The sequence below is a fragment of the Shinella sp. WSC3-e genome, from assembly GCF_945994535.1.
Classification (GTDB): domain Bacteria; phylum Pseudomonadota; class Alphaproteobacteria; order Rhizobiales; family Rhizobiaceae; genus Shinella; species Shinella yambaruensis.
The window spans coordinates 1,948,816-1,970,173 of record NZ_OZ000530.1 but is presented as its reverse complement, the minus strand read 5'-3'; the positions used below and the strand labels follow the sequence as shown (position 1 = coordinate 1,970,173).

Annotated in this window: 19 protein-coding genes, 1 tRNA gene and 1 pseudogene; 13 read left to right on the top strand and 8 right to left on the bottom strand. The window is 66.4% G+C overall.

Going from position 1 to position 21,358, the window contains the following annotated elements:
• Positions 1-8 precede the first annotated feature (8 nt).
• Complete coding sequence (locus AABF56_RS09860) at positions 9-896, bottom strand: SDR family oxidoreductase (RefSeq protein ID WP_272805786.1); 888 nt, start codon at positions 894-896, stop codon at positions 9-11.
• 178 nt (positions 897-1,074) lie between these two features.
• Here AABF56_RS09860 and AABF56_RS09855 point away from each other — a divergent pair, with 178 nt between their 5' ends.
• The gene (locus AABF56_RS09855; protein WP_272805785.1) at positions 1,075-1,482 is read left to right on the top strand and encodes a winged helix-turn-helix transcriptional regulator; all 408 of its coding nucleotides are present in this window, start codon (positions 1,075-1,077) and stop codon (positions 1,480-1,482) included.
• Between the two features lie 45 nt (positions 1,483-1,527).
• Complete coding sequence (locus AABF56_RS09850) at positions 1,528-2,772, top strand: FAD-dependent oxidoreductase (protein WP_272805784.1); 1,245 nt, start codon at positions 1,528-1,530, stop codon at positions 2,770-2,772.
• On the opposite strand, the gene AABF56_RS09845 is transcribed toward AABF56_RS09850, so the two are convergent.
• The 5 genes and pseudogenes from AABF56_RS09845 to AABF56_RS09825 form a co-directional block, all read right to left on the bottom strand.
• The gene (locus AABF56_RS09845; protein WP_272805783.1) at positions 2,714-3,727 is read right to left on the bottom strand and encodes a bifunctional helix-turn-helix transcriptional regulator/GNAT family N-acetyltransferase; all 1,014 of its coding nucleotides are present in this window, start codon (positions 3,725-3,727) and stop codon (positions 2,714-2,716) included. The genes AABF56_RS09850 and AABF56_RS09845 overlap by 59 nt on opposite strands.
• Positions 3,728-3,877: 150 nt before the next feature.
• Positions 3,878-4,087, bottom strand: a complete 210-nt coding sequence (locus AABF56_RS09840; RefSeq protein WP_064330432.1) for a cold-shock protein — start codon at positions 4,085-4,087, stop codon at positions 3,878-3,880.
• A 238-nt stretch (positions 4,088-4,325) separates the two neighbouring features.
• Positions 4,326-4,602, bottom strand: a pseudogene (locus tag AABF56_RS09835) (DUF4087 domain-containing protein).
• Between the two features lie 62 nt (positions 4,603-4,664).
• On the bottom strand, positions 4,665-4,964 hold the full coding sequence (locus AABF56_RS09830) for a hypothetical protein (protein ID WP_244766694.1): 300 nt from the start codon (positions 4,962-4,964) through the stop codon (positions 4,665-4,667).
• Between the two features lie 117 nt (positions 4,965-5,081).
• Positions 5,082-5,462, bottom strand: a complete 381-nt coding sequence (locus tag AABF56_RS09825) for a hypothetical protein (RefSeq protein WP_244766693.1) — start codon at positions 5,460-5,462, stop codon at positions 5,082-5,084.
• A 395-nt stretch (positions 5,463-5,857) separates the two neighbouring features.
• On the opposite strand from AABF56_RS09825, the gene AABF56_RS09820 reads away from it, so the two are divergent.
• The 3 genes from AABF56_RS09820 (at position 5,858) to AABF56_RS09810 (ending at position 9,342) form a co-directional block, all read left to right on the top strand.
• Complete coding sequence (locus AABF56_RS09820) at positions 5,858-6,514, top strand: TetR/AcrR family transcriptional regulator C-terminal domain-containing protein (RefSeq protein WP_272805782.1); 657 nt, start codon at positions 5,858-5,860, stop codon at positions 6,512-6,514.
• A 59-nt stretch (positions 6,515-6,573) separates the two neighbouring features.
• Positions 6,574-7,593 (top strand): ketol-acid reductoisomerase, encoded by a 1,020-nt coding sequence (gene ilvC, locus AABF56_RS09815; protein WP_244766691.1) that lies wholly within the window; start codon positions 6,574-6,576, stop codon positions 7,591-7,593.
• A 525-nt stretch (positions 7,594-8,118) separates the two neighbouring features.
• The gene (locus AABF56_RS09810) at positions 8,119-9,342 is read left to right on the top strand and encodes an aminotransferase-like domain-containing protein (protein WP_272805781.1); all 1,224 of its coding nucleotides are present in this window, start codon (positions 8,119-8,121) and stop codon (positions 9,340-9,342) included.
• Positions 9,343-9,524: 182 nt separating this feature from the next.
• Here the strand turns inward: AABF56_RS09810 and AABF56_RS09805 are convergent, their stop codons facing one another.
• Positions 9,525-11,168, bottom strand: coding sequence for a M20/M25/M40 family metallo-hydrolase (locus tag AABF56_RS09805; protein WP_272805780.1), 1,644 nt, complete (start codon positions 11,166-11,168; stop codon positions 9,525-9,527).
• Positions 11,169-11,306: 138 nt separating this feature from the next.
• Here AABF56_RS09805 and AABF56_RS09800 point away from each other — a divergent pair, with 138 nt between their 5' ends.
• Complete coding sequence (locus AABF56_RS09800; RefSeq protein ID WP_272805779.1) at positions 11,307-11,723, top strand: Lrp/AsnC family transcriptional regulator; 417 nt, start codon at positions 11,307-11,309, stop codon at positions 11,721-11,723.
• A gap of 13 nt (positions 11,724-11,736) precedes the next feature.
• Here the strand turns inward: AABF56_RS09800 and AABF56_RS09795 are convergent, their stop codons facing one another.
• Positions 11,737-13,353: a hypothetical protein gene (locus AABF56_RS09795; RefSeq protein ID WP_272805778.1), complete on the bottom strand. Its 1,617-nt coding sequence runs from the start codon at positions 13,351-13,353 to the stop codon at positions 11,737-11,739.
• Positions 13,354-13,520: 167 nt separating this feature from the next.
• On the opposite strand from AABF56_RS09795, the gene AABF56_RS09790 reads away from it, so the two are divergent.
• The 7 genes from AABF56_RS09790 (at position 13,521) to AABF56_RS09760 (ending at position 21,336) form a co-directional block, all read left to right on the top strand.
• Positions 13,521-14,627 (top strand): endonuclease/exonuclease/phosphatase family protein, encoded by a 1,107-nt coding sequence (locus AABF56_RS09790; protein WP_244766686.1) that lies wholly within the window; start codon positions 13,521-13,523, stop codon positions 14,625-14,627.
• Between the two features lie 129 nt (positions 14,628-14,756).
• A complete protein-coding gene (locus AABF56_RS09785) occupies positions 14,757-15,674 on the top strand; it encodes a PhzF family phenazine biosynthesis protein (protein ID WP_272805777.1) in 918 nt (305 codons plus the stop codon).
• Positions 15,675-15,790: 116 nt separating this feature from the next.
• Positions 15,791-15,866: transfer RNA gene (locus tag AABF56_RS09780), tRNA-Lys, on the top strand.
• Between the two features lie 329 nt (positions 15,867-16,195).
• Positions 16,196-17,212: a LacI family DNA-binding transcriptional regulator gene (locus AABF56_RS09775; protein ID WP_272805776.1), complete on the top strand. Its 1,017-nt coding sequence runs from the start codon at positions 16,196-16,198 to the stop codon at positions 17,210-17,212.
• Between the two features lie 113 nt (positions 17,213-17,325).
• Entirely contained in the window at positions 17,326-18,786 is a 1,461-nt protein-coding gene (locus AABF56_RS09770) for an FAD-binding oxidoreductase (protein ID WP_272805775.1), read from the top strand.
• Complete coding sequence (locus AABF56_RS09765) at positions 18,779-20,275, top strand: xylulokinase (RefSeq protein WP_272805774.1); 1,497 nt, start codon at positions 18,779-18,781, stop codon at positions 20,273-20,275. Before AABF56_RS09770 ends, AABF56_RS09765 begins: the two co-directional genes overlap by 8 nt.
• The gene (locus AABF56_RS09760; RefSeq protein WP_272805773.1) at positions 20,275-21,336 is read left to right on the top strand and encodes an ABC transporter ATP-binding protein; all 1,062 of its coding nucleotides are present in this window, start codon (positions 20,275-20,277) and stop codon (positions 21,334-21,336) included. The genes AABF56_RS09765 and AABF56_RS09760 overlap by 1 nt, the downstream gene beginning before the upstream one ends.
• Positions 21,337-21,358: the final 22 nt, after the last annotated feature.

Genomic DNA, 21,358 nt, shown 5'->3' with positions numbered 1-21,358 from the left:
GAATGGCATCAACCGAGAAACGCGGCCTTGTTCGCGGCGACGAAGTCCTCGAAGGCTGTCGGCGCACGGCCGGAAAGCGCCTCGGCGTCTTCCGTCACCATCGCGATCCTGCCTTCGCGCGTGTTGGCGTCGAAGGAGACGATGGTCGGCACGAAGCCTTCCGGCAGGCCTGCGGCCTTCAGCCCCTCGGCAAGCTGGGCATCCGTGACATGCACGACGGCAAGCGGCTTGCCGGTCGCTGCGGAGACGATGGCGGCGATCTCCTCGGCCGTGTGCGTCTTCGGGCCGGTCAGCGTGTAGGTGCGGCTCTCGTTGCCGGCCTTCAGCACGGCGCCGGCAAGGGCGGCGGCGGTGTCGGCGCGGGTGATGTGGGCGATCCTGCCCGCACCGGACGAGGTGTACCAGGAGCCCGTCTGCAGCGCATGCGGCAACGACATGAAGAGGTTTTCCGCATACCAGCCGTCGCGCAGGATGGTGTAGGGGATGCCGGTCGCCTTGATCGCCTCTTCGCTGCCGAGATGATCGGGGGCGAAGGTGACGAGTGAATTGTCCGGCTGCGGCATCGACGTATAGAGGATGTGCTTCGCACCCGCCCTGGCGGCGGCGGCGATGGCGGCCTTGTGCTGGGCGAGGCGCTTGCCGGGCGTGTCGAGCGCGTCGGTGGAGATGATCAGCACCTTGCCGGCGCCGGCGAAGGCCGCGTCGAGCGAGGCCGGATCGTCGAAATCGGCGGCGCGCACGGTGACGCCCTTGTCGGCATAGGCGGCGAGCTTCGAGACGTCGCGGGTCGTGGCGATGATGTTGGCGGGCGCGAGCTTGCCGGAGGCGAGGAGCGCGTCGATAACGAGGCGGCCGAGCTGGCCGGAGGCGCCGGTAACGAGAACTGTGTCGGTCATGTTTTGCCTTTCTGGGCCTTTCTGGGCCCTTGCGGACCGTTCCTGCAGGCGTGGCGGGGAGGCGCCCTGGTCCTGCTGCGCGTTGGTCTCTAATTGAGACTTGCTCTTATCTGGTAATCTGATAGGAGCTGTAAAGAAGGCAGTTTTTTCTGCGGTGGTTACCTGGAGGGAACCGGCCATGAACAGGATCGTCGACCGTGCCGAGGGTGAGCGCGTCATTCTCATCGACGGCGTCGCCATGTCGATGGACGATTGTCCGGTGCGCGACGTGCTGGACAGCGTCGGCGGCAAGTGGACGTCGCTGATGATTCTCGGCCTTGCCGATGGGCCGCGCCGCTTTTCGCAGCTGCGCCGCTTCATCCCCGACATTTCGCAGCGCATGCTGACCCAGACGCTGCGCGACCTGCAGCGCGACGGCTATCTGACGCGCACCGTCTATCCCACCCAGCCGCCGAGCGTCGAATATTGCCTGACGCCGCTCGGCCATTCCTTCCTTGCTCTTCTGCGCTCCCTCGTGCAGTGGTCTAGCGAGAACCATGCCGCGATCCGGGCCGCCCGACAGGCCTACGACGCGGTAAAGGACTGACGCTCCGGCCGCTGGGCTCCGGAGCCGCATGCAGGGAAGGCGGCCATGAAGCCACTCGATATCGGTATCGCCGGCGCCGGGCCCGCGGGGCTTGCGGCGGCGCTGTTCCTGTCGCGCGCCGGCCACCGGGTGGAGCTGATCGAACGCTTCGAGCAGCCGTCCCCCGTCGGTTCCGGCCTGCTGATGCAGCCGACCGGGCTCACCGTGCTCGATGCGCTCGGCCTTTCCCCGGCCATTCATGCGCTGGGCAACCGCATCGACCGGCTGCATGGGGCCGACGCGCGGAGCGGGCGGACGGTGCTCGACGTGCGCTACGATGCGCTGGCCGGCGGCCGCTATGGCCTTGCCGTGCATCGGGCGGCGCTCTTTGCCACCCTGCATGATGCGGTGGCGGCCGTGGGCCTGCCCATCCGCACCGGCATCACGCTCGCCAAGGCCGAGACGCGGCAGGCGCGCACCGCCCTGCACGATCCAGAGGGCGAGATCGTCGGCGACTACGACCTGGTGGTTGACGCGACGGGCGCCCGTTCCCAGCTTGCCGCCGCGTCCGTCGTCGCGCCCGCTGTGCGCGAACTGCCCTGGGGCGCCTTCTGGGCGACGCTCGATTGCGACGGCATACCGCACGATGCGCAGGCGCTCGCGCAACGCTACGACGCGGCGAAGGTGATGATCGGCGTGCTGCCGGTCGGCCGGGCCCATGCGGGCGAGGGGCGCAAGGTCGCCTTTTTCTGGAGTCTCAAGGCGGCGGATGCGGGCGCGGTGCAGCAGGCCGGCCTCCAGCGCTGGAAGGGGCGCATCCTCGACTACTGGCCCGAGACCGCGCCCTTCCTCGACCAGATCACGGACTGGGACCAGCTGACGCTCGCCCGCTATGCCCACCGCACCACGCTGCCGCCCGTGGCGGACGGCATCGCCTTCATCGGCGACAGCGCCCATTCGACCAGCCCGCAGCTCGGGCAGGGGGCGAACATGGCGCTGCTCGATGCGGCGGCGCTGGCGCATGCCCTGTCCACGGCCGCCTCCCTGGAGGAAGGGCTGGCGGCCTATGCGGCCGCCCGGCGCAACCATGTCCGGCTGTTCCAGCTGCTCTCCTACGTCTTCACGCCCTTCTACCAGTCGGATTCGCGGGCGATCGCCTGGCTGCGCGACCGGCTTGTGGCGACCGTCGCGAAAATCCCGCCGGCACCGCAGGTCCTTGCGGCGATCGTCTCCGGCACGCTTGTCGATCCGTTCATACGGGCCGGGCTTCAGGAGTGCCGCTGGCTGGAGCGCGCGCTGCAGGAGGCGTGAGCGGTTCCTGCCAGCCGGCAAGGTCGAGCGCCCAGGTCTGCCCCACGAGGTCCTGGCCGAAGCTGTGGTGCGTCTCCTCCTTCTCCAGCGTGAAGCCGGCGGCCTGGTAGATGCGGCGGGCGGCAGTCAGGATGTCGTTCGTCCAGAGCTCCAGCCGCCTGTAGCCGGCGTCTTGCGCAAAGCGGATGCACGCCGTCACCAGGCGGGTGCCGAGGCCATGGCCGCGCGCGGCCTCGGCGACATGCAGCAGGCGCAGCCTGGCCACCGTCTCGCTGGCCTTCACCAAGAAGATGCTGCCGACGAGCGCGCCGTTCTGTTCGGCGATCCAGCAGTGCTCGCGGGCCGGATCGAAGTCGCGCAGGAATTTCGCGCAGATCTCGGCGACGAGCGCCTCGTATTCCTCGTTCCAGCCGTAGCTTTCCGCATAGCTTTGGGCCTGGCTGGCGATCACCCTGCCCATGTCGCCGACCCGGTGGGGGCGGATCCGGATCGGGCTTGAAGGCTCCTGCCCGGCAAGGAGGGCCGTGACGGCGCTGAGCGCCGCCGTCAGCCTGTGTCGCGCCGCTGCGTCGAGCGGCTCGATGAGCGTCGCGATGCTTTCCCGCGACCGCGTGGCGAGGTCGGCGGCGACCGCCCGGCCGCTCTCCGTCAGGCTCAGCAGCCGTCCGCGGCCATCGGCCGGGTCCTGGCGGATGTCGACCATGCCCGCCCCCGCGAAACGTTTCAGCATGCGGCTGACATAGGCGGGGTCGAGCGACAGTTCCGTCGTCAGTTGCGAGGCGGCGGTGGCGCCGCCATTGGCGAGTTCGTAGATGACGCGCGCTTCCGTCAGCGTATAGGGCGTGTCGAGATAGGCACGGTCGAGCACGCCGATGCGGTTGGTGTAGAAGCGGTTGAAGGCGCGGACCGCTTCGATCGTGTCCGCACCGGGTTCCTCAGGGGCAATGGCCGTCATGATGATCTCCTTCGATCATCATCGTCGCCATTTATTTGACTGAGTCAAGTAATTTGCGTCGCTGCCGTTGCATGGCCAAGTGTGCGAGGGGCGGACGCAAAAAAGGCCGGATCGCTCCGGCCTTTCCGATTTCAATGCTGTCGCGGCCGATCAGGCTGCGACGAGCTGGTCAGCCGACATCTTGCCGGACTTGCGGTCGCGGACCAGCTCGAAGCTGACCTTCTGACCTTCGTTGAGCGCTGCGAGGCCAGCGCGCTGAACGGCGGAGATGTGGACGAAAACGTCCGGCTCACCGCTGTCCTGCTGAATGAAGCCGTAACCCTTGGTCGTGTTGAACCACTTTACGGTACCAGTTGCCATGACGAAACCTTTCCTAAGCCGTCAAATCAATCTTCGGTCGCCGGGACGGCAACCATGGGAGGTCGAATTTGAAGGGTAGGTTCGTAACTGCAGGCGCAAGCGCCTGCAAATGCAGAAGTCAACGTTCAAATCTCGATGCGGGAGAAATAAGTGGTTCGGTGCTCCGGGTCAAGATGCGCGCGGCCCGGATCGCCTACGGTTTTCATTCGACCGCCGGCAGCGCCGTATCGTTCGCGCATTACGAGATCGGCAGTTGCCGGACGCTGTGAATGGCGGTGATCCGGCCCTCCGCGGCATCGGTCTCCACCATCATGCAGGCGCAGGCATAGCCGTAATTGCCGTTGGTGCGCACATAGTCGCCGGCGGAAATGTCGGGGGATACGGTCGAAGCCGGCGGGCTCGTTGCCGGCGCCCTGCGTCATCAGTGTCCAGGTCCCCTCGCTGTCGTCGAGCCACCAGTTGGCGGGTGTCGGGTTCTGCAGCCAGCCGCAGCGGGTTTCGGCCGCTTCGGCCATGGCGACGGTGGCCGCCAGGGCAAGCAGGGCAAAAAGGGATCGGCTTCCTCATCGTCGCACCCTCAGTTCCCGATCTTCTTGCAGTGGAACGTGTCGCCGCTGGCCTCGGAGGCCCAGTCCATCCCGCTGTCGGTGATGTTGGCAAGGCCGATGCGATAGTCGTCGGCGAAGGTCAGGATGTAGGCGCCGCCGTCCTGCTCGCTTTTCAGGATGGGCATCGGCCCTTCGCCCGAATCATAGGTGTCGGCGGTGAAGGTGAAGGTCGAGACCTCGCAATCCCAGGTGCCGACATAGGGCGGCTCTCCGGCGGCGTGGACGGGCAGGGCGGAAAGAAGCAGGATGGACGCAAGGAGACGAAGCATGGCGGGATCCGTCGCAGGAGGGCAGGCGAAGCTTTAACGCGCAGCGCCTGCCCCTTATTCGCGGGGCCGTCGGGCCATGCCAAGAAAGGTCCCGTTCTGGACGGGACCTCTTGAGAATCAGGCCGGGCGGCGCTTGTCGACCCGGTGATGATCGAGGAAGGCGGCGATGGCGGCCTCGCCGCACAGGCGACGCTGCTCGACAAGGGCGCCGGCAAGATGGGCGGCATCGCCGAAGGTGCCGATCTCCGTCTCGGCCGTCGCCGGATTGCGGGCAAGCGTGTCGGAAACGATGTCCGCCAGGGTACGCGGCAGGATATCGGTGCACGCCCGCATGCTTTCGAAAACGATGCTTATCGGGATGATCTGGTCCTCGTAGATCACCATCGGTTCGGCGCGTTCGTCTTCCCACGCGTCGAGCGCCTCGAGGGCGGCGCCGAACAGCTGCTGCAGAGTGATGGGCGCATGTCCTTCGTGAAGGTCTGGCAGGAAATTCATCATCTTCTGTCTCCTTGGCGTAAGGGCGATTGGCTTCATACTCCTGACTGAGAGCCCCGATGCCGGCGTGCCGACGCGCGATGCGAACGGCCTGCTGCACCGCAGGTCTCACAAATCTTAACAAGCGGAAACGGATTGGGAAGCGAAAAATTTTGTGCCGGGCAGGCCCTCTGTCCGTTTGGCGTAGAGTTATGTTTCAAATCAGCGACATAGCGGAAAGAAAATTTCCGCCTCATTGTGCATTGCAGCGATTATTGCATGTCGCATGGCCCGGCCTGGAAAGAGATTCGGCACGGCAAATCACTTCTCTTTCATTCGTTGGAAGAAGGCTGTTGACCGGCCATGCGGAGATCGCTAGAAGGTTGCCGAACCGTACGGTACGGTACGCAAACGGATGGATGATCGTCTTGCAGGTGTTCGAACAGGCAAAAGCGGGGGCTGCGGCCGCGGGACTGACGGAACGTCAGGGCGCGGTGCTGGAGCGTGCGCTCGGCCTGCTCGTGGAGGGCGGCGAGCGGGCGCTGACGACGGCTGGCGTGGCGCGCGCGGCGAACTGTTCGAAGGAAAGCCTCTACAAGTGGTTCGGCGACCGCGACGGGCTGATCTCGGCGATGATCACCTACCAGGCCGGCAAGGTGCGCACGGTCGAGGTGAGCGCGGGCGCACTGACGGCCGAGACGCTGCGCAAGCATCTCCTCGCTTTTGCCCGCGACCTGATCGACGTGCTTTCCGGCGATGTGTCGCTGGCGCTGAACCGCCTTGCCATCGGCCAGGCGAGCCGCGAGGGCGCCGGTCTCGGCCGCCTCTTGCAGGAGCGCGGCCGCCGGCAGATCAGCAGGCGCGCCGCTGCCCTCCTGGAGGCGGGCCGCAAGGCGAAGCTGCTTGCCTTCGACGGTGCGGACGAGGCATACGGCACGCTCTACGGCCTGATCGTCTCCGACATGCACCTGCGCATGCTGCTCGGCGAGAATGCCGCAGCGCTCAAGAATGAATTCTCGCCCCGCGCGGAGAAGGCGGTCGATGCCTTCCTGACGCTTTACGGCGCGAAAGGATAAGCCGGCAGGCAGGCCCGCCGGTTCAACGCAAACAGACTAGCGAAGGGAAGGAACCATCGATGCGCGTCTATTACGATCGTGATGCCGATCTCAACCTCATCAAGGCGAAGAACGTCGCCGTCGTCGGCTACGGCTCGCAGGGCCGTGCCCACGCCCTCAACCTCAAGGATTCCGGCGCCAAGAACCTCGTGATCGCCCTCAAGGCCGGCTCGCCGACCATCAAGAAGGCCGAAGCCGACGGCTTCAAGGTTATGACCGTTGCGGACGCCGCCAAGTGGGCCGACCTCCTGATGATGGCGACCCCGGACGAACTCCAGGCCGACATCTACAAGAACGAGATCGCCGGCAACATCCGCGACGGCGCGGCCATCGCGTTCGCGCACGGCCTCAACGTCCATTTCGGCCTCATCGAGCCGAAGGCTTCGGTCGACGTCGTCATGATCGCGCCGAAGGGCCCGGGCCACACGGTTCGCGGCGAATACCAGAAGGGCGGCGGCGTTCCCTGCCTCGTCGCCGTTCACCAGAACGCATCCGGCAACGCGCTTGATCTCGCGCTCTCCTATGCCTGCGGCGTCGGCGGCGGCCGTTCGGGCATCATCGAGACCAACTTCAAGGAAGAGTGTGAAACCGACCTCTTCGGCGAGCAGGTCGTCCTGTGCGGCGGTCTCGTCGAGCTGATCCGCGCCGGCTTCGAAACGCTGGTCGAGGCCGGCTACGCGCCGGAAATGGCCTATTTCGAGTGCCTGCACGAAGTCAAGCTGATCGTCGACCTGATCTATGAAGGCGGCATCGCCAACATGAACTACTCGATCTCCAACACGGCCGAGTGGGGCGAATACGTCACGGGTCCGCGCATCATCACCGCCGAGACCAAGGCCGAGATGAAGCGCGTCCTCCACGACATCCAGACCGGCAAGTTCACCTCCGAATGGATGCAGGAATGGAAGGCCGGCGGCGCCCGCTTCAAGGGTATCCGCCGCAACAACGACTCGCACCAGATCGAGGAAGTCGGCGCGAAACTCCGCGGCATGATGCCGTGGATCGGCAAGAACAAGCTGGTTGACAAGGCCGTCAACTAACGGGTCTGCCGATCCCGCTTCCTGTCGGTATGCCTGCCGGCAATGCGGGGATCGGCAATCGCTTCTGCTTTGCGCAGGACAACGGGCCGGGCGGGTTTTCCGCCCGGCTTTCTATTTCAGGTCTTCTGAAATAATGCAGTGCATCTTCCGCCTCTTTGCAGTGCAGCAAGTAATAAACTTGCTCCGGAGGGCGAACAGGAACAAAATACAGGCGTGTTTCGTTCCGTCGCCGGGAGGAAAATGCGATGTCCACGATTGTCCAATACTTCGCCTGGTTCGATCTCTTTATCCTGGGCAGTATAGCCACGCTCGTGCTGCTCAGCCTTTACAGCGACCGCGCCACCTGAGCGCCGCCTGCGGCTGAAACCGCCGCCGGGGCACGGGCGCTCCGGCGAGATTAGTCCCGTACGAAATCTTGGGGCGCGGGCATGTTTTGTTGTTGCGATTATTTAGGTCAGTATTATTGACATAAAAACCGCACCGTGATGAGGTGCGTTCAAACAACAACGTCCGAGGAAACCCCCTATGTTCAAATGGGAACAAGCCTTCGCCACGCGCGCGTCGCGCATGAAGGCATCCGAAATCCGCGAATTGCTGAAACTCCTGGAACGGCCCGATATCATCTCGTTCGCAGGCGGCATCCCGGATCCGGCGCTGTTTCCGAAGGAAGCCTTCTCGGCCGCCTATACCGATGTGCTGGCCGGCGAGGGCGCGGCGGCGGGCCTGCAATATTCCGTCAGCGAGGGCTACAAGCCGCTGCGCGACTGGCTCGCCGGCGAGATGGGCAAGATCGGCATCCCCTGTACGGCGGAAAACGTCTTCATCGTTTCCGGCTCGCAGCAGGGCCTCGATTATCTCGGAAAGCTTTTCCTCTCGCCCAAGGACACCGCGCTCGTCACCTGGCCGACCTATCTCGGCGCGCTGCAGGCCTTCAACGCCTATGAGCCGACCTACGACCGGCTGAACCTTTCCGGCAACCGCACGCCGGATGCCTATCACGCGACGGCGGCGGAAGCCGGCGGCCGCGTCAAGTTCGCCTATCTTTCCGCCGATTTCGCCAACCCGACCGGCGAGACGGTTGACCGGGCGGGCCGCGAAAAGCTGCTCGACCTCGCCGAAGAGCTGGAAATCCCCGTCATCGAGGATGCCGCCTACCAGTCGCTGCGCTATGACGGCGAGGCCATCCCGCCGATCCTGGCGCTGGAGATCGCCCGCAAGGGCAGCATTGACGCGGCGCGCACGATCTACTGCGGCAGCTTCTCCAAGACGCTCGCGCCGGGCCTGCGCGTCGGCTACATCGTCGCGGCCGCGCCCGTCATCCGCAAGCTCGTGCTGATGAAGCAGGCGGCGGACCTGCATTCCTCGACCATCAACCAGATGGCCATCGCCCATGTCGCCGAGCGCGGTTTCGACGCGCAGGTGGCGAAGATCAGGGCCGCCTACAGCGCCCGCCGCAACGCCATGCTCGCCGCCCTGCAGAAATACATGCCCGAGGGCGTCAGCTGGACGAAACCGGAGGGCGGCATGTTCGTCTGGGTCACGCTGCCGGCCGGCATGGACGGGGCAAAGCTGCTCGCCCGCTCCATCGAGACGGAAAAGGTCGCCTTCGTGCCCGGCCAGGCCTTCCATGCGGATGGCAGCGGCGCGAACACGCTGCGCCTCAGCTTCTCCTGCGCCGACGGTGCGACGATCGAGGAAGGCATTTCCCGCCTCGGCCGGCTGCTCGCCAGCGAGTGGCTTGCGGCCTGAATCGCGTTCGACGCGGGTGGGGTTTGCCCCTCACCCTAACCCTCTCCCCGCAGGCGGGGAGAGGGGACGTGGCCCACGAAACAGCTATTGGTTGGGGAAGCGGGTGCGCCATATCCCCTTCGCCCCGCTTGCGGGGAGAAGGTGGCCGGCAGGCCGGATGAGGGGCCGAAGTCCCGACTGCGTCATTCCTCCAGGCAGGCCAGCGCTGACGCGAACACCAGGTCCGGCAAGACGCCGAACGTATAGGGCGCATGCACGCGCTCCCACTTCTGGTGGTAGTCGCGACCCCAGGGGCCGATATTGACCGTCGGGAAGGAGAGCAGGCCCTCCGGTGTGTCGTCGGTGGAGGCCGCGGACGGCGTGTTGGCGGTCAGCAGGCCCGTCTCGCCGGCCTCCGGCCGATGGCCGAAGAAGCTCATATCGGAAATGCCGGCGAAGATCTGCTTGAACTTGATCGAGGTGCCGTGCCGTGCCGCGGCCTCTTCCATTACGGGCTGAAGCCGTGCCTGCATCCGGCGGCCGGCCTCGGACTGGTCGAGATGCACCAGCGGATAATGCAGGCTGCCGAAGCCGATGATCACCGCCGGCCCTTCGATGCCGGCCTCGGTCGCTGCGGCGGAGACGATCTCGCGGCTGACCTTCAGGGGGTCGGTGCTGCCGGCAAGCGCGCGGTCGAGGGCCTCGAGCCGGGCGCGCGCTGCATGGCCGCCGCGCGCGGCGGCCCGCTCCAGCAGTTCGGCATAGTCGAGCACGAGCCCTGCCGTCTTCCCGGTGTCGCGCCCGCGATAGCGGGTGGCGTGGTCGTCCTGCGCTCGAAGCGCGGTCTCCAGCGCATTAGAAACGATGGTCTGGAATTCGCCGACGATGTCGCTGGCGCTGCGCCGGTGCGTCAGCCAGTTGAAGGAGAGCCAGACGCGGTCCGGCGTGGTCACGTCGTAGCCATCGCGGATGTCGCGCGCCTCAAGGCAGACGGGCGGCGGAGAATGCTCGCCGAAGGCCGCGTCGCTCAGTTCCGGCACCGTATCCATGGCCCGGACGATCTCGGCGCTGATGCGGTGGGCGCTCGTGCCGTTGAACGGATAGCCGGCATGGGTCGGCCGGCCGATGACGAAGGCGAAGGGCGCGAACTTGCCGATGGAGCCGAGATAGACCGCGCGGCCTTCCGCGCCGTCGCGCTCGCAGCTCGACGCATCGAGGTTGATGCCGCCGACAATGTCGAGGTCGAAGCGCCGGGCGATGTCCGGCAGAGCATTGCGCAGGCTGCGCATGCCGCGCGAACGGTTCTCCTCGTCGGGCGTCGCCACGAAGAGGATATTGCCCTCTTTGGCCTCCAGCCTGGCAAAACGCTCCAGCGCCGCGATGCCGGCGGCAAGGCCGCTCTTCATGTCGAGCAGGCCGCGCCCGGCAATGAAATCGCCGCTTTCGAAATCCTTCAGCGCCTTGGCTTCCGCGGCATTCAGCGGCCGGCTTCTCAGCTCCTTCAGAAGCGCCTCGGTCAGCGGTTCCGGATCGCAGGCGAGCGGCGCGAGCGTGCCGTAATTGGCGATCGAGACGGTGTCGAAATGGCCCGCCAGCACCACCGTGCGCCGCCCGCTGCCGCGCACCAGCGCCGCGACGCTCCGCGTCAGCGGTTCGCCATGGCTGTCCACGGTGAAGAGCTGGTCGGGATGGCGGGTGAAATAGGGCGTTTCGGCAAGATGCGCCCGCAGCTTGTGCGAAAAATGCGCCTCGTCCGGCGAGCCCGTCACGCTCGGCCAGCGGGTCATCAGGAGCGAGAGGTCGCGGGTTCGCGCGGTTGCGATGGCATGTGCGGTGTCGTTCGTCATGGGGCCTGCCGAAAGCGGTTGCATTGAGGGAAGCGCAAGGCTAGCCAAGGACGACGGCAGGCGAAACGGCAATTTTCTGGAAAAATTGCGGGTGCTATTGCCGTTTCGCCAGTAAAGACTGACAATCCGGCAGGTGTGATGGATACGATCGACCGCAAGCTCCTCGCCCTCCTGCGCAAGGACGGCCGCGCCTCGCTCTCGGCTCTCGCGGAGGAGCTGAAGGTCTCGCGCGGCACGGTGCAGAACCGGATCGAGCGCCTGACGCGCGACGGGGTCATCGCCGGCTTTTCCGTGCGCGTGACGCAGGCCGACGATCCGCACGCCGTGCGCGCCATCATGATGATCGAGATCACCGGCCAGAAGACGCTGGCCGCCATCAAGGCGCTGCGCGGCCTTCCGGAAGTGCGCGCCCTGCACACGACGAACGGCGCCTGGGACCTCGTGGCGGAAATCCACGCGGACAATCTCGTGGAATTCGAGCGCGTGCTGCGCGGCATCCGCGCCATGGACGGCGTCTCGAAATCGGAAACCAGCCTGCTGCTGACGACCTTGTAACGGGTCGCAGGCCCTACGGCATCACGATGTCGATTTCCTCGCCGGTCGAGGAATAGGTGATGCGCCCGCCCTTCCAGCCGTCGGCGGCCTCCAGCCGGATTTCGAGCGTCACCTTGCCGTCCGGCGAGGGCACCATGAAGCTGCCGTCCGGCGCCATCAGCTGGCCGACGGAGAAGGTGTAGCGCGTCACCGCCATCTCCGTGCCGACCTGCAGGCGGGTGAAGGTCCGCGCCGTCAGCTCGCCGAGCTTTTCGGCGGAGAAGAAGGCGAGGTCCTCCAGGCGGAAGAGCCGTTCGGGCCGGAATTCCGCATCCCAGGGCATCATCATGCTCGATGCGGTGATGCCGCGGTCGTTGGCGTTGTAGTCGCGCATGGTGCCGGGCGTGTCGGGCACTTCGGCAAGCAGGCTCATCGAATCCTTGCTGACGGTGATCTCGGCGAAGCGGGCGTTCTTGCCGAACTGCTCGCCGATCGTGCCGAGCGTCTGCCAGGTCATGGCGGGGTCGAGCCAGTTGCGCTTCGGCTTGCGGGCATCGGGCAGGTTGGCGGCGCGTACCGTGCCGTCCGTCGTCACCTCCACCGTGCCGCTGGCGGTAAACAGCGTCATTTCTCCCGGCTGGCCGAGATCGGTGAAATGTACCACCCAGCGTAGTTCCGGCTTGCCGGGCCCGTCGGTCGAGAGCTTCAGCATCATGTAGCTCATCGTCGACTTGTCGTTCTGCCAGGCCGCCTTCGCCTTGTCGCGGATCATCGTGAGCCTGGAGAGGTCGACATCGCCGATCGAAAAGCCGGGCAGGGCCGACGTTCCCGGGAACATCGGCGAGGTGATGGGCGAGCGCGTGACGCCGGAAATGTCCCAGGAATAGCCGACCGTGGTTTCCGGCAGGCTGGGATGGTCGGCCTTCACCTGCACGGATTTCGGGTAGATCGTCAGGTCGCGGACGACAGGCTTGTTGCCGATGACGGAGGCGAGGCTTTCCAGCGCGGCCTCCTTCGGCCAGTCCTCGTCCTTGAAGAAATCCATCTGGCGGGCGCGGTTGGTGTTGGAAAGGTCGCCGCCGATGATCGTGCCTCCGGCATCCGCGTAGACGGTGGCGCTTTCGCGCGGCGAGGCGACGTAGACCGCCCAGCGGATATCGCCGTAGGAGGGCGTCGGCAGGAGGTTCACGCGCCGGGAGATCTCGATCGACTGCACCGCGCCGCCGCTCTCGAGCTTCGCATAGCTTATGGCGCGGGTGGCGACCTGGTCGGCCTTGGCAAGGGGAATCGCGTCGAGCGGGAAGAGGCCGCTGGCAAGATCGGCCACCATCGCCGGTGCGGACCGCGCCGAAGGGCCGCCGACGGTCTCGGCTTCGAAGAAGAGAAGGCGGGTCGCCTGCCGCACGCGCCATTCGTCCACGTTGCCCGTTCCGGCCCCCTCTATGACGAGGTTCACCTCCTTTTCGGTGATTCGGATCGTGTGCACCTGCGGCGTCCTGCCAAGCGCTTCGGTGACGCGTCCTGCCGCGCGGGCGGCCTCGCCGGGACCGGTGATGTAGCTTTCCGCGGCGCGGGCGGGCAGGCAGGTGAGAAGCAGCAGCGCGAGCCATGCGGCCAGGAACGCCCGTGCTGTGCTGGATACAGTCCCCATGAGCGATCCTCCGCCCGCAACCGGATGCGCATCATCCGCACTGGGTAACGGCGCGGCAGGCCGGTTTATTCCGGGAAGGACAGGCGCCGGTGCGAAAAGCGGCTTTCCATTGCCGGTCAGCCGGTTACACTTGCCCGGCATTGCCCGAAGGACCCTTGAAAGCCCCCATGTCGCTACGCATCGCCACCTTCAATATCGAAAACCTCATGACCCGTTTCGATTTCACGGGCTTTCGCAACCAGCTTCGCCAGGACCGCGTGCTGCGCCTCTTCGACATCCGCAACGAGGCGGAATACCAGAGGCTGGAGGAGGCGCGCACCATCGCGCACACCGACGATGCCCGCCAGCATTCGGCGCTGGCCATCGCCGATGCGGATGCCGACATCCTCTGCCTGCAGGAAACCGACAACATGGCGGCCCTCCAGGCGTTCGAATACGGCTATCTCTTCCGCATGGTCGGCAACGGCTACCGGCAGAAATACCTGATCGAGGGCAATGACAGCCGCGGCATCGACGTTTCCGTGCTGATGCGCGAGGAGACGCGCGACGGCCAGCGCATCGAGTGCGTCGATATCCGCAGCCATGCCGCGGTCACCTATCGCGATTTCGACCTCCATACGCCGGATCTCGGGCAGGGGCTCAACCCGGACGACAAGATCTTCAAGCGCGATTGCCTGGAGATGGACCTGCGCATCGGCGGCCGGCCGCTGACGCTCTACGTCGTGCATTTCAAGTCGATGGGGCCGGGCAGGGAGGGCATGGACGGGCGCCAGTCGACCATGCCGGTGCGCATGGCCGAGGCGAAGGCGGTGCGCCGGATCATCGAGGACCGCTTCGGCGCCGGCCATACGGCGGGCAAGGCCTTCGCCATCTGCGGCGACATGAACGACTATCAGGAGAAACTGGCGATCGAGGGCGACAAGCGCAACGGCTACCGCTTCATCCCGCGCAAGGAGGCGGTGAGCGCGCTCGATGCTTTCAGCGCGGACGGTTTCGCCGTGAACCCGATGCTGCGCCGGCCGGTGGACGACCGCTGGACGCTCTATCACAGCCGGGGGCCGGAGGAGCGCCATCTCTGCCAGCTCGACTATATCTGGCTCTCGCCCTCGCTTGCCGAGCGCAACGCGCAGCGCGTTCCCGAAATCATCCGCGCCGGCCAGCCCTTCCGTACGCCCTTCCCGCCTGGGCAGGAGGTGGAGCGGTATCCCCGCGTCGGCTGGGACCGGCCGAAGGCCTCCGACCATTGCCCGGTGGTGATGACGCTCGACCTGTGACCCGTTCTCCGGCCTGCCGGCCGCGGAAACGCCCATTGGCGCACGGTGTGGTTTTCCCTTGCCCGCAGGAAGCGCCTCGGGCAATTCTAGCAGGATGCTTTCGGGCAAAAAACGAACAGGGAGAATGCCTTGCCCCGTCGCTACGCCATCTATGACGTCTTCACCGACACGCGGCTCGCCGGCAATCCGCTGGCCGTCGTCTTCGATGCCGATGATCTCGACGACGGCACCATGCAGCGCATTGCCGGCGAGTTCAATCTTTCCGAGACCGTCTTCGTGAGGACGCCGGAGAACCCGGCGCACAGCGCGCGCCTGCGCATCTTCACGCCCGGCCGGGAGCTGCCTTTCGCCGGCCATCCGACGGTCGGCGCGGCGATCGCCATCGCCGAGGCGGGCGAGGGCGGCGAGGCGGGCCCGCGCGATCTCGTCAGCGTTCTGGAGGAAAATGTCGGTCCGGTGCGCTGCGCGGTCAGGCTCGGCGCGCGCAAGGCCGCCTTCGCGGAATTCGACGTGCCGCGCAAGACGGCGCGCCTGGAGGCCGCGTTCGACCGGCAGGCGCTCGCCGATGCCTTCAGCCTGAAGCCCGGCCAGATCGGCTTCGAGAATCACGTTCCCTCGTTGTGGAGCGCCGGCGTCGCCTTCGTGATGATCCCGGTGCACGACCTCGCGGCGGCCGCTGCGGTGGAATTCGACCCCACGCTCTGGGAGCGCTGCGCGCCCTTCGCCGAGGGACGGCTCGCCTCGGCCTATCTCTATTGCCGCGGCGGGGTCAATCACGTCGCCCGCTTCCACAGCCGCATGTTCGCGCCCGACATGGGCATTGCCGAGGACCCGGCGACGGGGGCCGCGGTCGCGGCCATGTCCGGCGCCATCCACTTCTTCGACAAGCTGGTGGACGGCCACCATCCGTTGCTGATCGAGCAGGGCGTCGAAATGGGGCGCCCGTCGCTCATCCACCTCCATCTCGATATCGCGGGCGGGACGATCGCCGGTGCGCGCATCGGCGGCGAGGCGGTCCGCATCGCGTCGGGAACATTGGATTTGTGACGGTTTTTTGCGCTGCGGAAGAAATTTATCCGCGGACGCATCTTTTTTCCGGATGGCTATGGACAAGCTCCACGAAGGCCTTTATACGCCCCGTCAGACCGCTGGAGCGGTCAAGTGGGTGATTAGCTCAGTTGGTAGAGCAGCTGACTCTTAATCAGCGGGTCCACGGTTCGAGCCCGTGATCACCCACCATTATTCCTCCAAGAATAATGGTTTACGCTGATTTCTTCTTGTAAAATCTAGTAGCGGTTTCTACAAATCCCGGCGCTTTTTTACGCCCGAGGCGATTTTTGTTCCCTGCGCGCAACGCGTCAATGATGTTGCTGCCGGCAGGTCGTGCCCATCGCTTCGCACCGGTATTTTTGAATGCCCCAGTGTGACCTCCGGCGGAGTTCGCCTTCAGGTCCGCGGTCAACCGTTTCCTGCGCGTCGTTCTCTTTTCCGCGTTGTTTCGAGTCGTGTGGTTTTCTGCAATTCCACTCTGTCGCGATTGGACGTTAGAATGCATGCAGGAGGTTTACATGAGCAACAAGAATCCAGCCATCACCCTGCGTGACGTCGCGGCGGCGGCGGGCGTGGACGTCTCGACCATCTCCCGTGTGCTGCAGAACAAGGGGCGCGTTTCGGAGGAGACCCGCTCGCGCATCCTCAAGACGGCCGAGCGCCTCGGCTATCACGGCAATCCGGTCGCGCGCGCCCTGAAGACCGCAAAGTCCTCGACCGTGCTCATGGTGGTGCCGCAGATCGAAAACCCGATCTTCGCCTCCGCCATCATCGGGGCGGAGATCGAGGCGCGCAGCAGGGGGTTCGCGCTGCTTGTTTCCTATGACAAGGGGGATGGGCGCGAGATCATATCCGACATCTCCCGCTCCAGCATCATCGAGGGCGTCATCATCGCCAGCTTCGATGACGACAACCGGCTGCGCCAGGTTCTGAGCAGCACGGACCTGCCGCATGTCGTCCTCAACCGGCACCTGTCCGGCGATGCGAACTGCGTTGCCATCGATACCCGGCGCGCCGCGCGAATCGGCGTGGAGCACCTGATCGCGATGGGACATCGCCGGATCGGCCACCTTGCCGGCCGGCTCGGGCGTTTCAACGGCGACATGCGCCGGCGCGGCTGGGAAGAGGCGATGGCCGCGGCGGGGCTCGATCACGGCGACGATCTCATCGTGCAGGCGGGCTACAGTCCCGATGAGGTGCCGGCGGCGGTGGACAAGCTGCTCGCCGTCGGTGTGACGGCGATCCATGCCGCGACGCTGCTGACGGCGGCTGCGGCAATCGCCCGGCTGCACGAACGAAACGTCCGCGTGCCGGAGGAGGTGTCGGTCGTTACCATGCACGACGATCTGCTCGCGCGTGTGGTCTATCCGCAGGTGACGACCGTCGCGCTGCCATCCCAGGAGATGGGGCGTGTCGCCGCGCGCCGGCTGATCGACCTCATCCAGGGCGTTGCGCCGGATGGCGGAAAGCCCGCCGGCTGTCTTCTGCTTCCTCCCGACGAGCTCATCGTCCGGTCCTCTGTCGCCGCTCTTTGAAAAATCCGGCAGCGGGCTTGACATCCCCTGCGAAATAGACTGTTTATGGATTGAGCAAACGTTTGTCCAAGGTGAGATCGAGGGTTTCGCAGGACATAGAGGAGGAAAAGCCGTTGAAAGAACGTGATCTCGTCTCCGAGCTTTCGGAGCTGATCGGCGCGGAAAACGTCCTGGTGGACGAGGCCGCGCGTGCCGGTTACGCCCATGACCGTCTGCCCTATGCGAACTTCCGCGCGCGGGAAGGCGCGCTGGTCGGCACGCTGCCCGGTCTGGTGTTGCGCCCGGCCAGCACCGAGGACGTCTCGGCGATCGTCCGCAAGGCCGGCGAGGTCGACAAGCCGCTCATCCCCTATGGCAGCGGCTCCGGCGTCCTCGGCGGGATCATCCCGCTCGGCGAGGAGCTGATGCTCGACATGCAGCGCATGAACCGCATCCTCAACATCGACCGCGAGAACAATCTCGTGACGGTCGAGGCCGGCATGAACGGCGAGGCCTTCGAGGACGCGCTGAATGCCGAAGGCTACACCTCCGGCCACCTGCCGCAGTCCCTCACCATATCGACGGTCGGCGGCTGGGCCGCCTGCCGCGGCGGCGGCCAGGAATCGAGCCGCTTCGGCAAGATCGAGAACATCGTCGTCGGCCTGAAGGCCGTCATGCCGGACGGGCGCGTGCTGGAAGTCCGCCCGCTGCCCAAGCGCGCCTCCGGCCCCTCCGTGCTCGATGTCATCGTGGGAAGCGAGGGCACGCTCGCCGTCATCACGGAGCTGACCATGCGCATCTGGACGCTGCCCGCGGCCGAGGAGGCGATCGTGCTGGCCCTGCCGGACCGGGCCGCCGCGCTGGGGCTCGCCAAGCGCATCATGCAGGCCGGCCTGCATCCGCGGATCGTCCGTCTCTACGACGAAAAGGAAACCGCGCTGCGCACCGAGGGCATCGAAGCCTACCGGACGCGCCCGGTCATGGCCAACATCGTCGTCTGCGGCGAGCCGGCCATCGTGGCCGCCGAGGCGGCGCTGGTGCGTGGCTTCGCGCAGGAGGTCGGTGCGGTCGAGACCGAAACGCGTCCCTTCGACGAGTGGCGCGCGAAGCGCTACCACTCGATCACCAAGCAATGGCTCGACCGCGGCTACTACAACGACACGATCGAGGTGACGGTGAACTGGAGCAATGCGGCCGCGCTCTACGACACGATCGCCGCGCGCATCGCGGCGGAAGTGTCGCCGGACGCGCATTTCAGCGCCCACTGGTCGCATGTCTATCCGGAAGGCGTCTGCCAGTACATGACCCTGCGCCTGCCGCCCATGGACCAGGCCGTGGCCCTGACGCTGCACCAGAAGATGTGGGAGATCGCGACCGGCGAGACCCTGGCCCACGGCGGTTCCATCGCGCATCATCATGGCAGCGGCCTCTTCCGCGGGCCGTGGATGGATGGCGAGCATGGCGTCGGGATGGATCTCCTGCGCCGCATCAAGGCGTCCGTCGATCCGCAGAACCTGTTCAATCCCGGCAAGCTCGGCTTCCCGCCCCGTGCCGGCGCCGTCGATCCCTACCGCGACAGGGGTGCCAATGTCTGACATCCTCTTGCTCGGGATCGATCTCGGCGCAGGATCGCTCAAGTCGACGGTCATTTCCGCCGGCGGGAAGGTCCTTGCCACCGCCTCCGTTCCCGTCGAAACGCTGGCGCCGAAGCCCGGCTTCAGCGAGCAGGACCCGGAAGGCTGGTGGTCCGCCCTGGTGCAGTCGCTCCGCAAAATCTGGCAGGCCGGCATCGATCCCGGCCGCGTCGCCGCCGTTTCCGTGACGGCGGGCGCCCATACGCATGTCCTGGAGGACGAGGCGGGCCGGACCCTGCGCCCGGCCATCATGTGGAACGACCAGCGTTCCGGCCCGCAGGTCGCGCGGGAAAGGGCTGCCCGCGGCCCGCGCATCCTCGAACTTTCCGGCAACCGGGTCAGCCCGACGTGGACCCTGCCGCAGCTCGTCTGGCTGCGCGAGGAGGAGCCGGAGGTGCATGCCCGCATCCGCCGCCTGCGGCCCGCCAAGGACTGGTTGCGCCGCCGTCTCGACGGCAGCGATGCGACGGACCTCACGGATGCCTGGGGCCTGATGCTGGCCGACGCGCAGCGCGACGGCTGGTCGGCGGAGCTGTGCGCGATCGCCGGGCTGGAGCCCGGCGTGCTGCCGCAGATCGTCGGATCGACGGCGACGACCGGAACCGTGACGGCGGCGGCCGCCGCCGAGACGGGGCTGCGGGCGGGAACGCCCGTCGTCTGCGGCACGTCCGATACCAATGCGGAAACCTATGCGGCCGGCATGACGCGGCCGGGCATCGGCGCGCTGAAGCTGGCGACGGCGGGCACGGTCTCCACGCTCACCGCCGCGCCGGTCTTCTCCGACGACGTCATCCATTACCCGCACCTCGTTCCCGGCCATCACTACGCCATCCTCGGCACCAATTCCTGCGCCTCCGCCCACCGGTGGCTGCGCGACGCGCTGTTTGCGGAAATCGGCTTCGACGGCATGGACCGGAAGGCGCAGGAGGCTCCGGCGGGGTCGGAGGGCCTGCTCTTCCACCCCTATCTCAACGGCGAGCGGAGCCCCTATTGGGATCCGGACCTGCGGGCCTCCTTCGTGGGGCTCGGCTTCCAGCACGGGGCGCCGCACATCTGCCGCGCGCTCTACGAAGGCATCGCCTACACGCTGCGCGATTGCCTGACGGTGCTGAAATCCCGGGGCATGGGCTTCGACACCGCGCGCCTCGTCGGCGGCGGCACGCGCAGCGCCCTGTGGCGCCAGATCATCGCCGACGTCACGGGCCTCACGATCGAGGTGCCGGCGGAGGGCGATGCGTCCTACGGTGCGGCCCTCATCGCCGGCATCGGCATCGGCGTTTTCGCCGACACGGCGGATGCGGCCCGCGCCATCAAGGTGGCCGAGACCCTGGTCCCGGCCGCGGGCGTCGCCGGGGTCTACGATGCGGGCTTTGCCCGCTTCCGGGCGGCCAAGGAGGCGCTGACCCCGGTCAACCACGAGACGGTCCGGGCAATCAGGGAGGCGAAGTGATGGCGGAAGTCAGTCTGCGCAAGCTGCGCAAGACCTATGGCCCGGTGGTTGCGGTGGAAGGCGTCGATCTGGAAATCGCCAAGGGCGAGCTGATCGTGCTGCTCGGTCCCTCGGGCTGCGGCAAGTCGACCACGCTGCGCATGGTCGCGGGCCTGGAGACGATCAGCGACGGCAAGCTGCATATCGGCGGGCGCGACGTCACGGCGCTGGAGCCGAAGGACCGCGACATCGCGATGGTGTTCCAGAACTACGCGCTCTACCCGCACAAGACGATCCGGGGGAACATGTCCTTCGGCCTTAAGATGCGGGGCACCGACGCGGCCGAGATCACCAAGCGGGTCGACGCGGCGGCCGAGATGCTGGACATCACGCATCTGCTGGAGCGCAAGCCCGGCCAGCTCTCGGGCGGCCAGATGCAGCGCGTGGCGCTCGGCCGCGCGCTGGTGCGCGATCCGGCCGTCTTCCTGCTGGACGAGCCGCTGTCCAATCTCGACGCCAAGCTGCGCTCGCGCATGCGCGAGGAGATCGCCCTGCTGCAAAGACGCATCGGCAAGGCGATGCTCTATGTCACGCATGACCAGACCGAGGCGATGACGCTCGCCGACCGCATCGTCATCATGCGGGACGGGCGGGTGCAGCAGATCGGCTCGCCCCTGGAGGTCTACGACCGCCCGGCCAACGCCTTCGTCGCCGGTTTCATCGGCTCGCCCGAGATGAACCTCATCGATGCGGACCTCGCCGACGGGCGGCTGGTGCTCGGCGAGGGCGTTTCGCTTCCTGCCCCGTCGGGCTTGGCGCGCCGGGAGGGGCGCGTGACGGTCGGCATGCGGCCGGAGGCGATCGTGCCGGCGGGGGAGGGCCTGCCCTTCGCCGTCCGCGGCATCGAGCAGCTCGGCTCGCAGACCCTGTTCATCGGCGAGCTTGCGGGTCGCCGCCTGCGCGTCATGACCGGCCGGCGCGACGACGTGGCGCCCGGCAGCGACATGAGGATCGCCGTACCGGAGGCGGCGATCCATCTCTTCGACCGCGAAAGCGGCGAAAGGCTTTCCACCGGCCGATAACGGCCAACGCATTGGGAGCGTC

What these genes read in the sequence shown, in the direction of transcription:
- AABF56_RS09805 (WP_272805780.1), bottom strand. Translation starts at nt 11,168, where the DNA reads ATGACGAACGACACCGCACATGCCATCGCAACCGCGCGAACCCGCGAC.
- AABF56_RS09845 (WP_272805783.1), bottom strand. Translation starts at nt 3,727, where the DNA reads ATGACGGCCATTGCCCCTGAGGAACCCGGTGCGGACACGATCGAAGCG.
- AABF56_RS09795 (WP_272805778.1), bottom strand. Translation starts at nt 13,353, where the DNA reads ATGGGGACTGTATCCAGCACAGCACGGGCGTTCCTGGCCGCATGGCTC.
- AABF56_RS09775 (WP_272805776.1), top strand. Translation starts at nt 16,196, where the DNA reads ATGAGCAACAAGAATCCAGCCATCACCCTGCGTGACGTCGCGGCGGCG.
- AABF56_RS09850 (WP_272805784.1), top strand. Translation starts at nt 1,528, where the DNA reads ATGAAGCCACTCGATATCGGTATCGCCGGCGCCGGGCCCGCGGGGCTT.
- AABF56_RS09855 (WP_272805785.1), top strand. Translation starts at nt 1,075, where the DNA reads ATGAACAGGATCGTCGACCGTGCCGAGGGTGAGCGCGTCATTCTCATC.
- AABF56_RS09830 (WP_244766694.1), bottom strand. Translation starts at nt 4,964, where the DNA reads ATGCTTCGTCTCCTTGCGTCCATCCTGCTTCTTTCCGCCCTGCCCGTC.
- AABF56_RS09825 (WP_244766693.1), bottom strand. Translation starts at nt 5,462, where the DNA reads ATGATGAATTTCCTGCCAGACCTTCACGAAGGACATGCGCCCATCACT.
- AABF56_RS09820 (WP_272805782.1), top strand. Translation starts at nt 5,858, where the DNA reads ATGATCGTCTTGCAGGTGTTCGAACAGGCAAAAGCGGGGGCTGCGGCC.
- AABF56_RS09760 (WP_272805773.1), top strand. Translation starts at nt 20,275, where the DNA reads ATGGCGGAAGTCAGTCTGCGCAAGCTGCGCAAGACCTATGGCCCGGTG.
- AABF56_RS09860 (WP_272805786.1), bottom strand. Translation starts at nt 896, where the DNA reads ATGACCGACACAGTTCTCGTTACCGGCGCCTCCGGCCAGCTCGGCCGC.
- AABF56_RS09765 (WP_272805774.1), top strand. Translation starts at nt 18,779, where the DNA reads ATGTCTGACATCCTCTTGCTCGGGATCGATCTCGGCGCAGGATCGCTC.
- AABF56_RS09810 (WP_272805781.1), top strand. Translation starts at nt 8,119, where the DNA reads ATGTTCAAATGGGAACAAGCCTTCGCCACGCGCGCGTCGCGCATGAAG.
- AABF56_RS09790 (WP_244766686.1), top strand. Translation starts at nt 13,521, where the DNA reads ATGTCGCTACGCATCGCCACCTTCAATATCGAAAACCTCATGACCCGT.
- AABF56_RS09800 (WP_272805779.1), top strand. Translation starts at nt 11,307, where the DNA reads ATGGATACGATCGACCGCAAGCTCCTCGCCCTCCTGCGCAAGGACGGC.
- ilvC (WP_244766691.1), top strand. Translation starts at nt 6,574, where the DNA reads ATGCGCGTCTATTACGATCGTGATGCCGATCTCAACCTCATCAAGGCG.
- AABF56_RS09840 (WP_064330432.1), bottom strand. Translation starts at nt 4,087, where the DNA reads ATGGCAACTGGTACCGTAAAGTGGTTCAACACGACCAAGGGTTACGGC.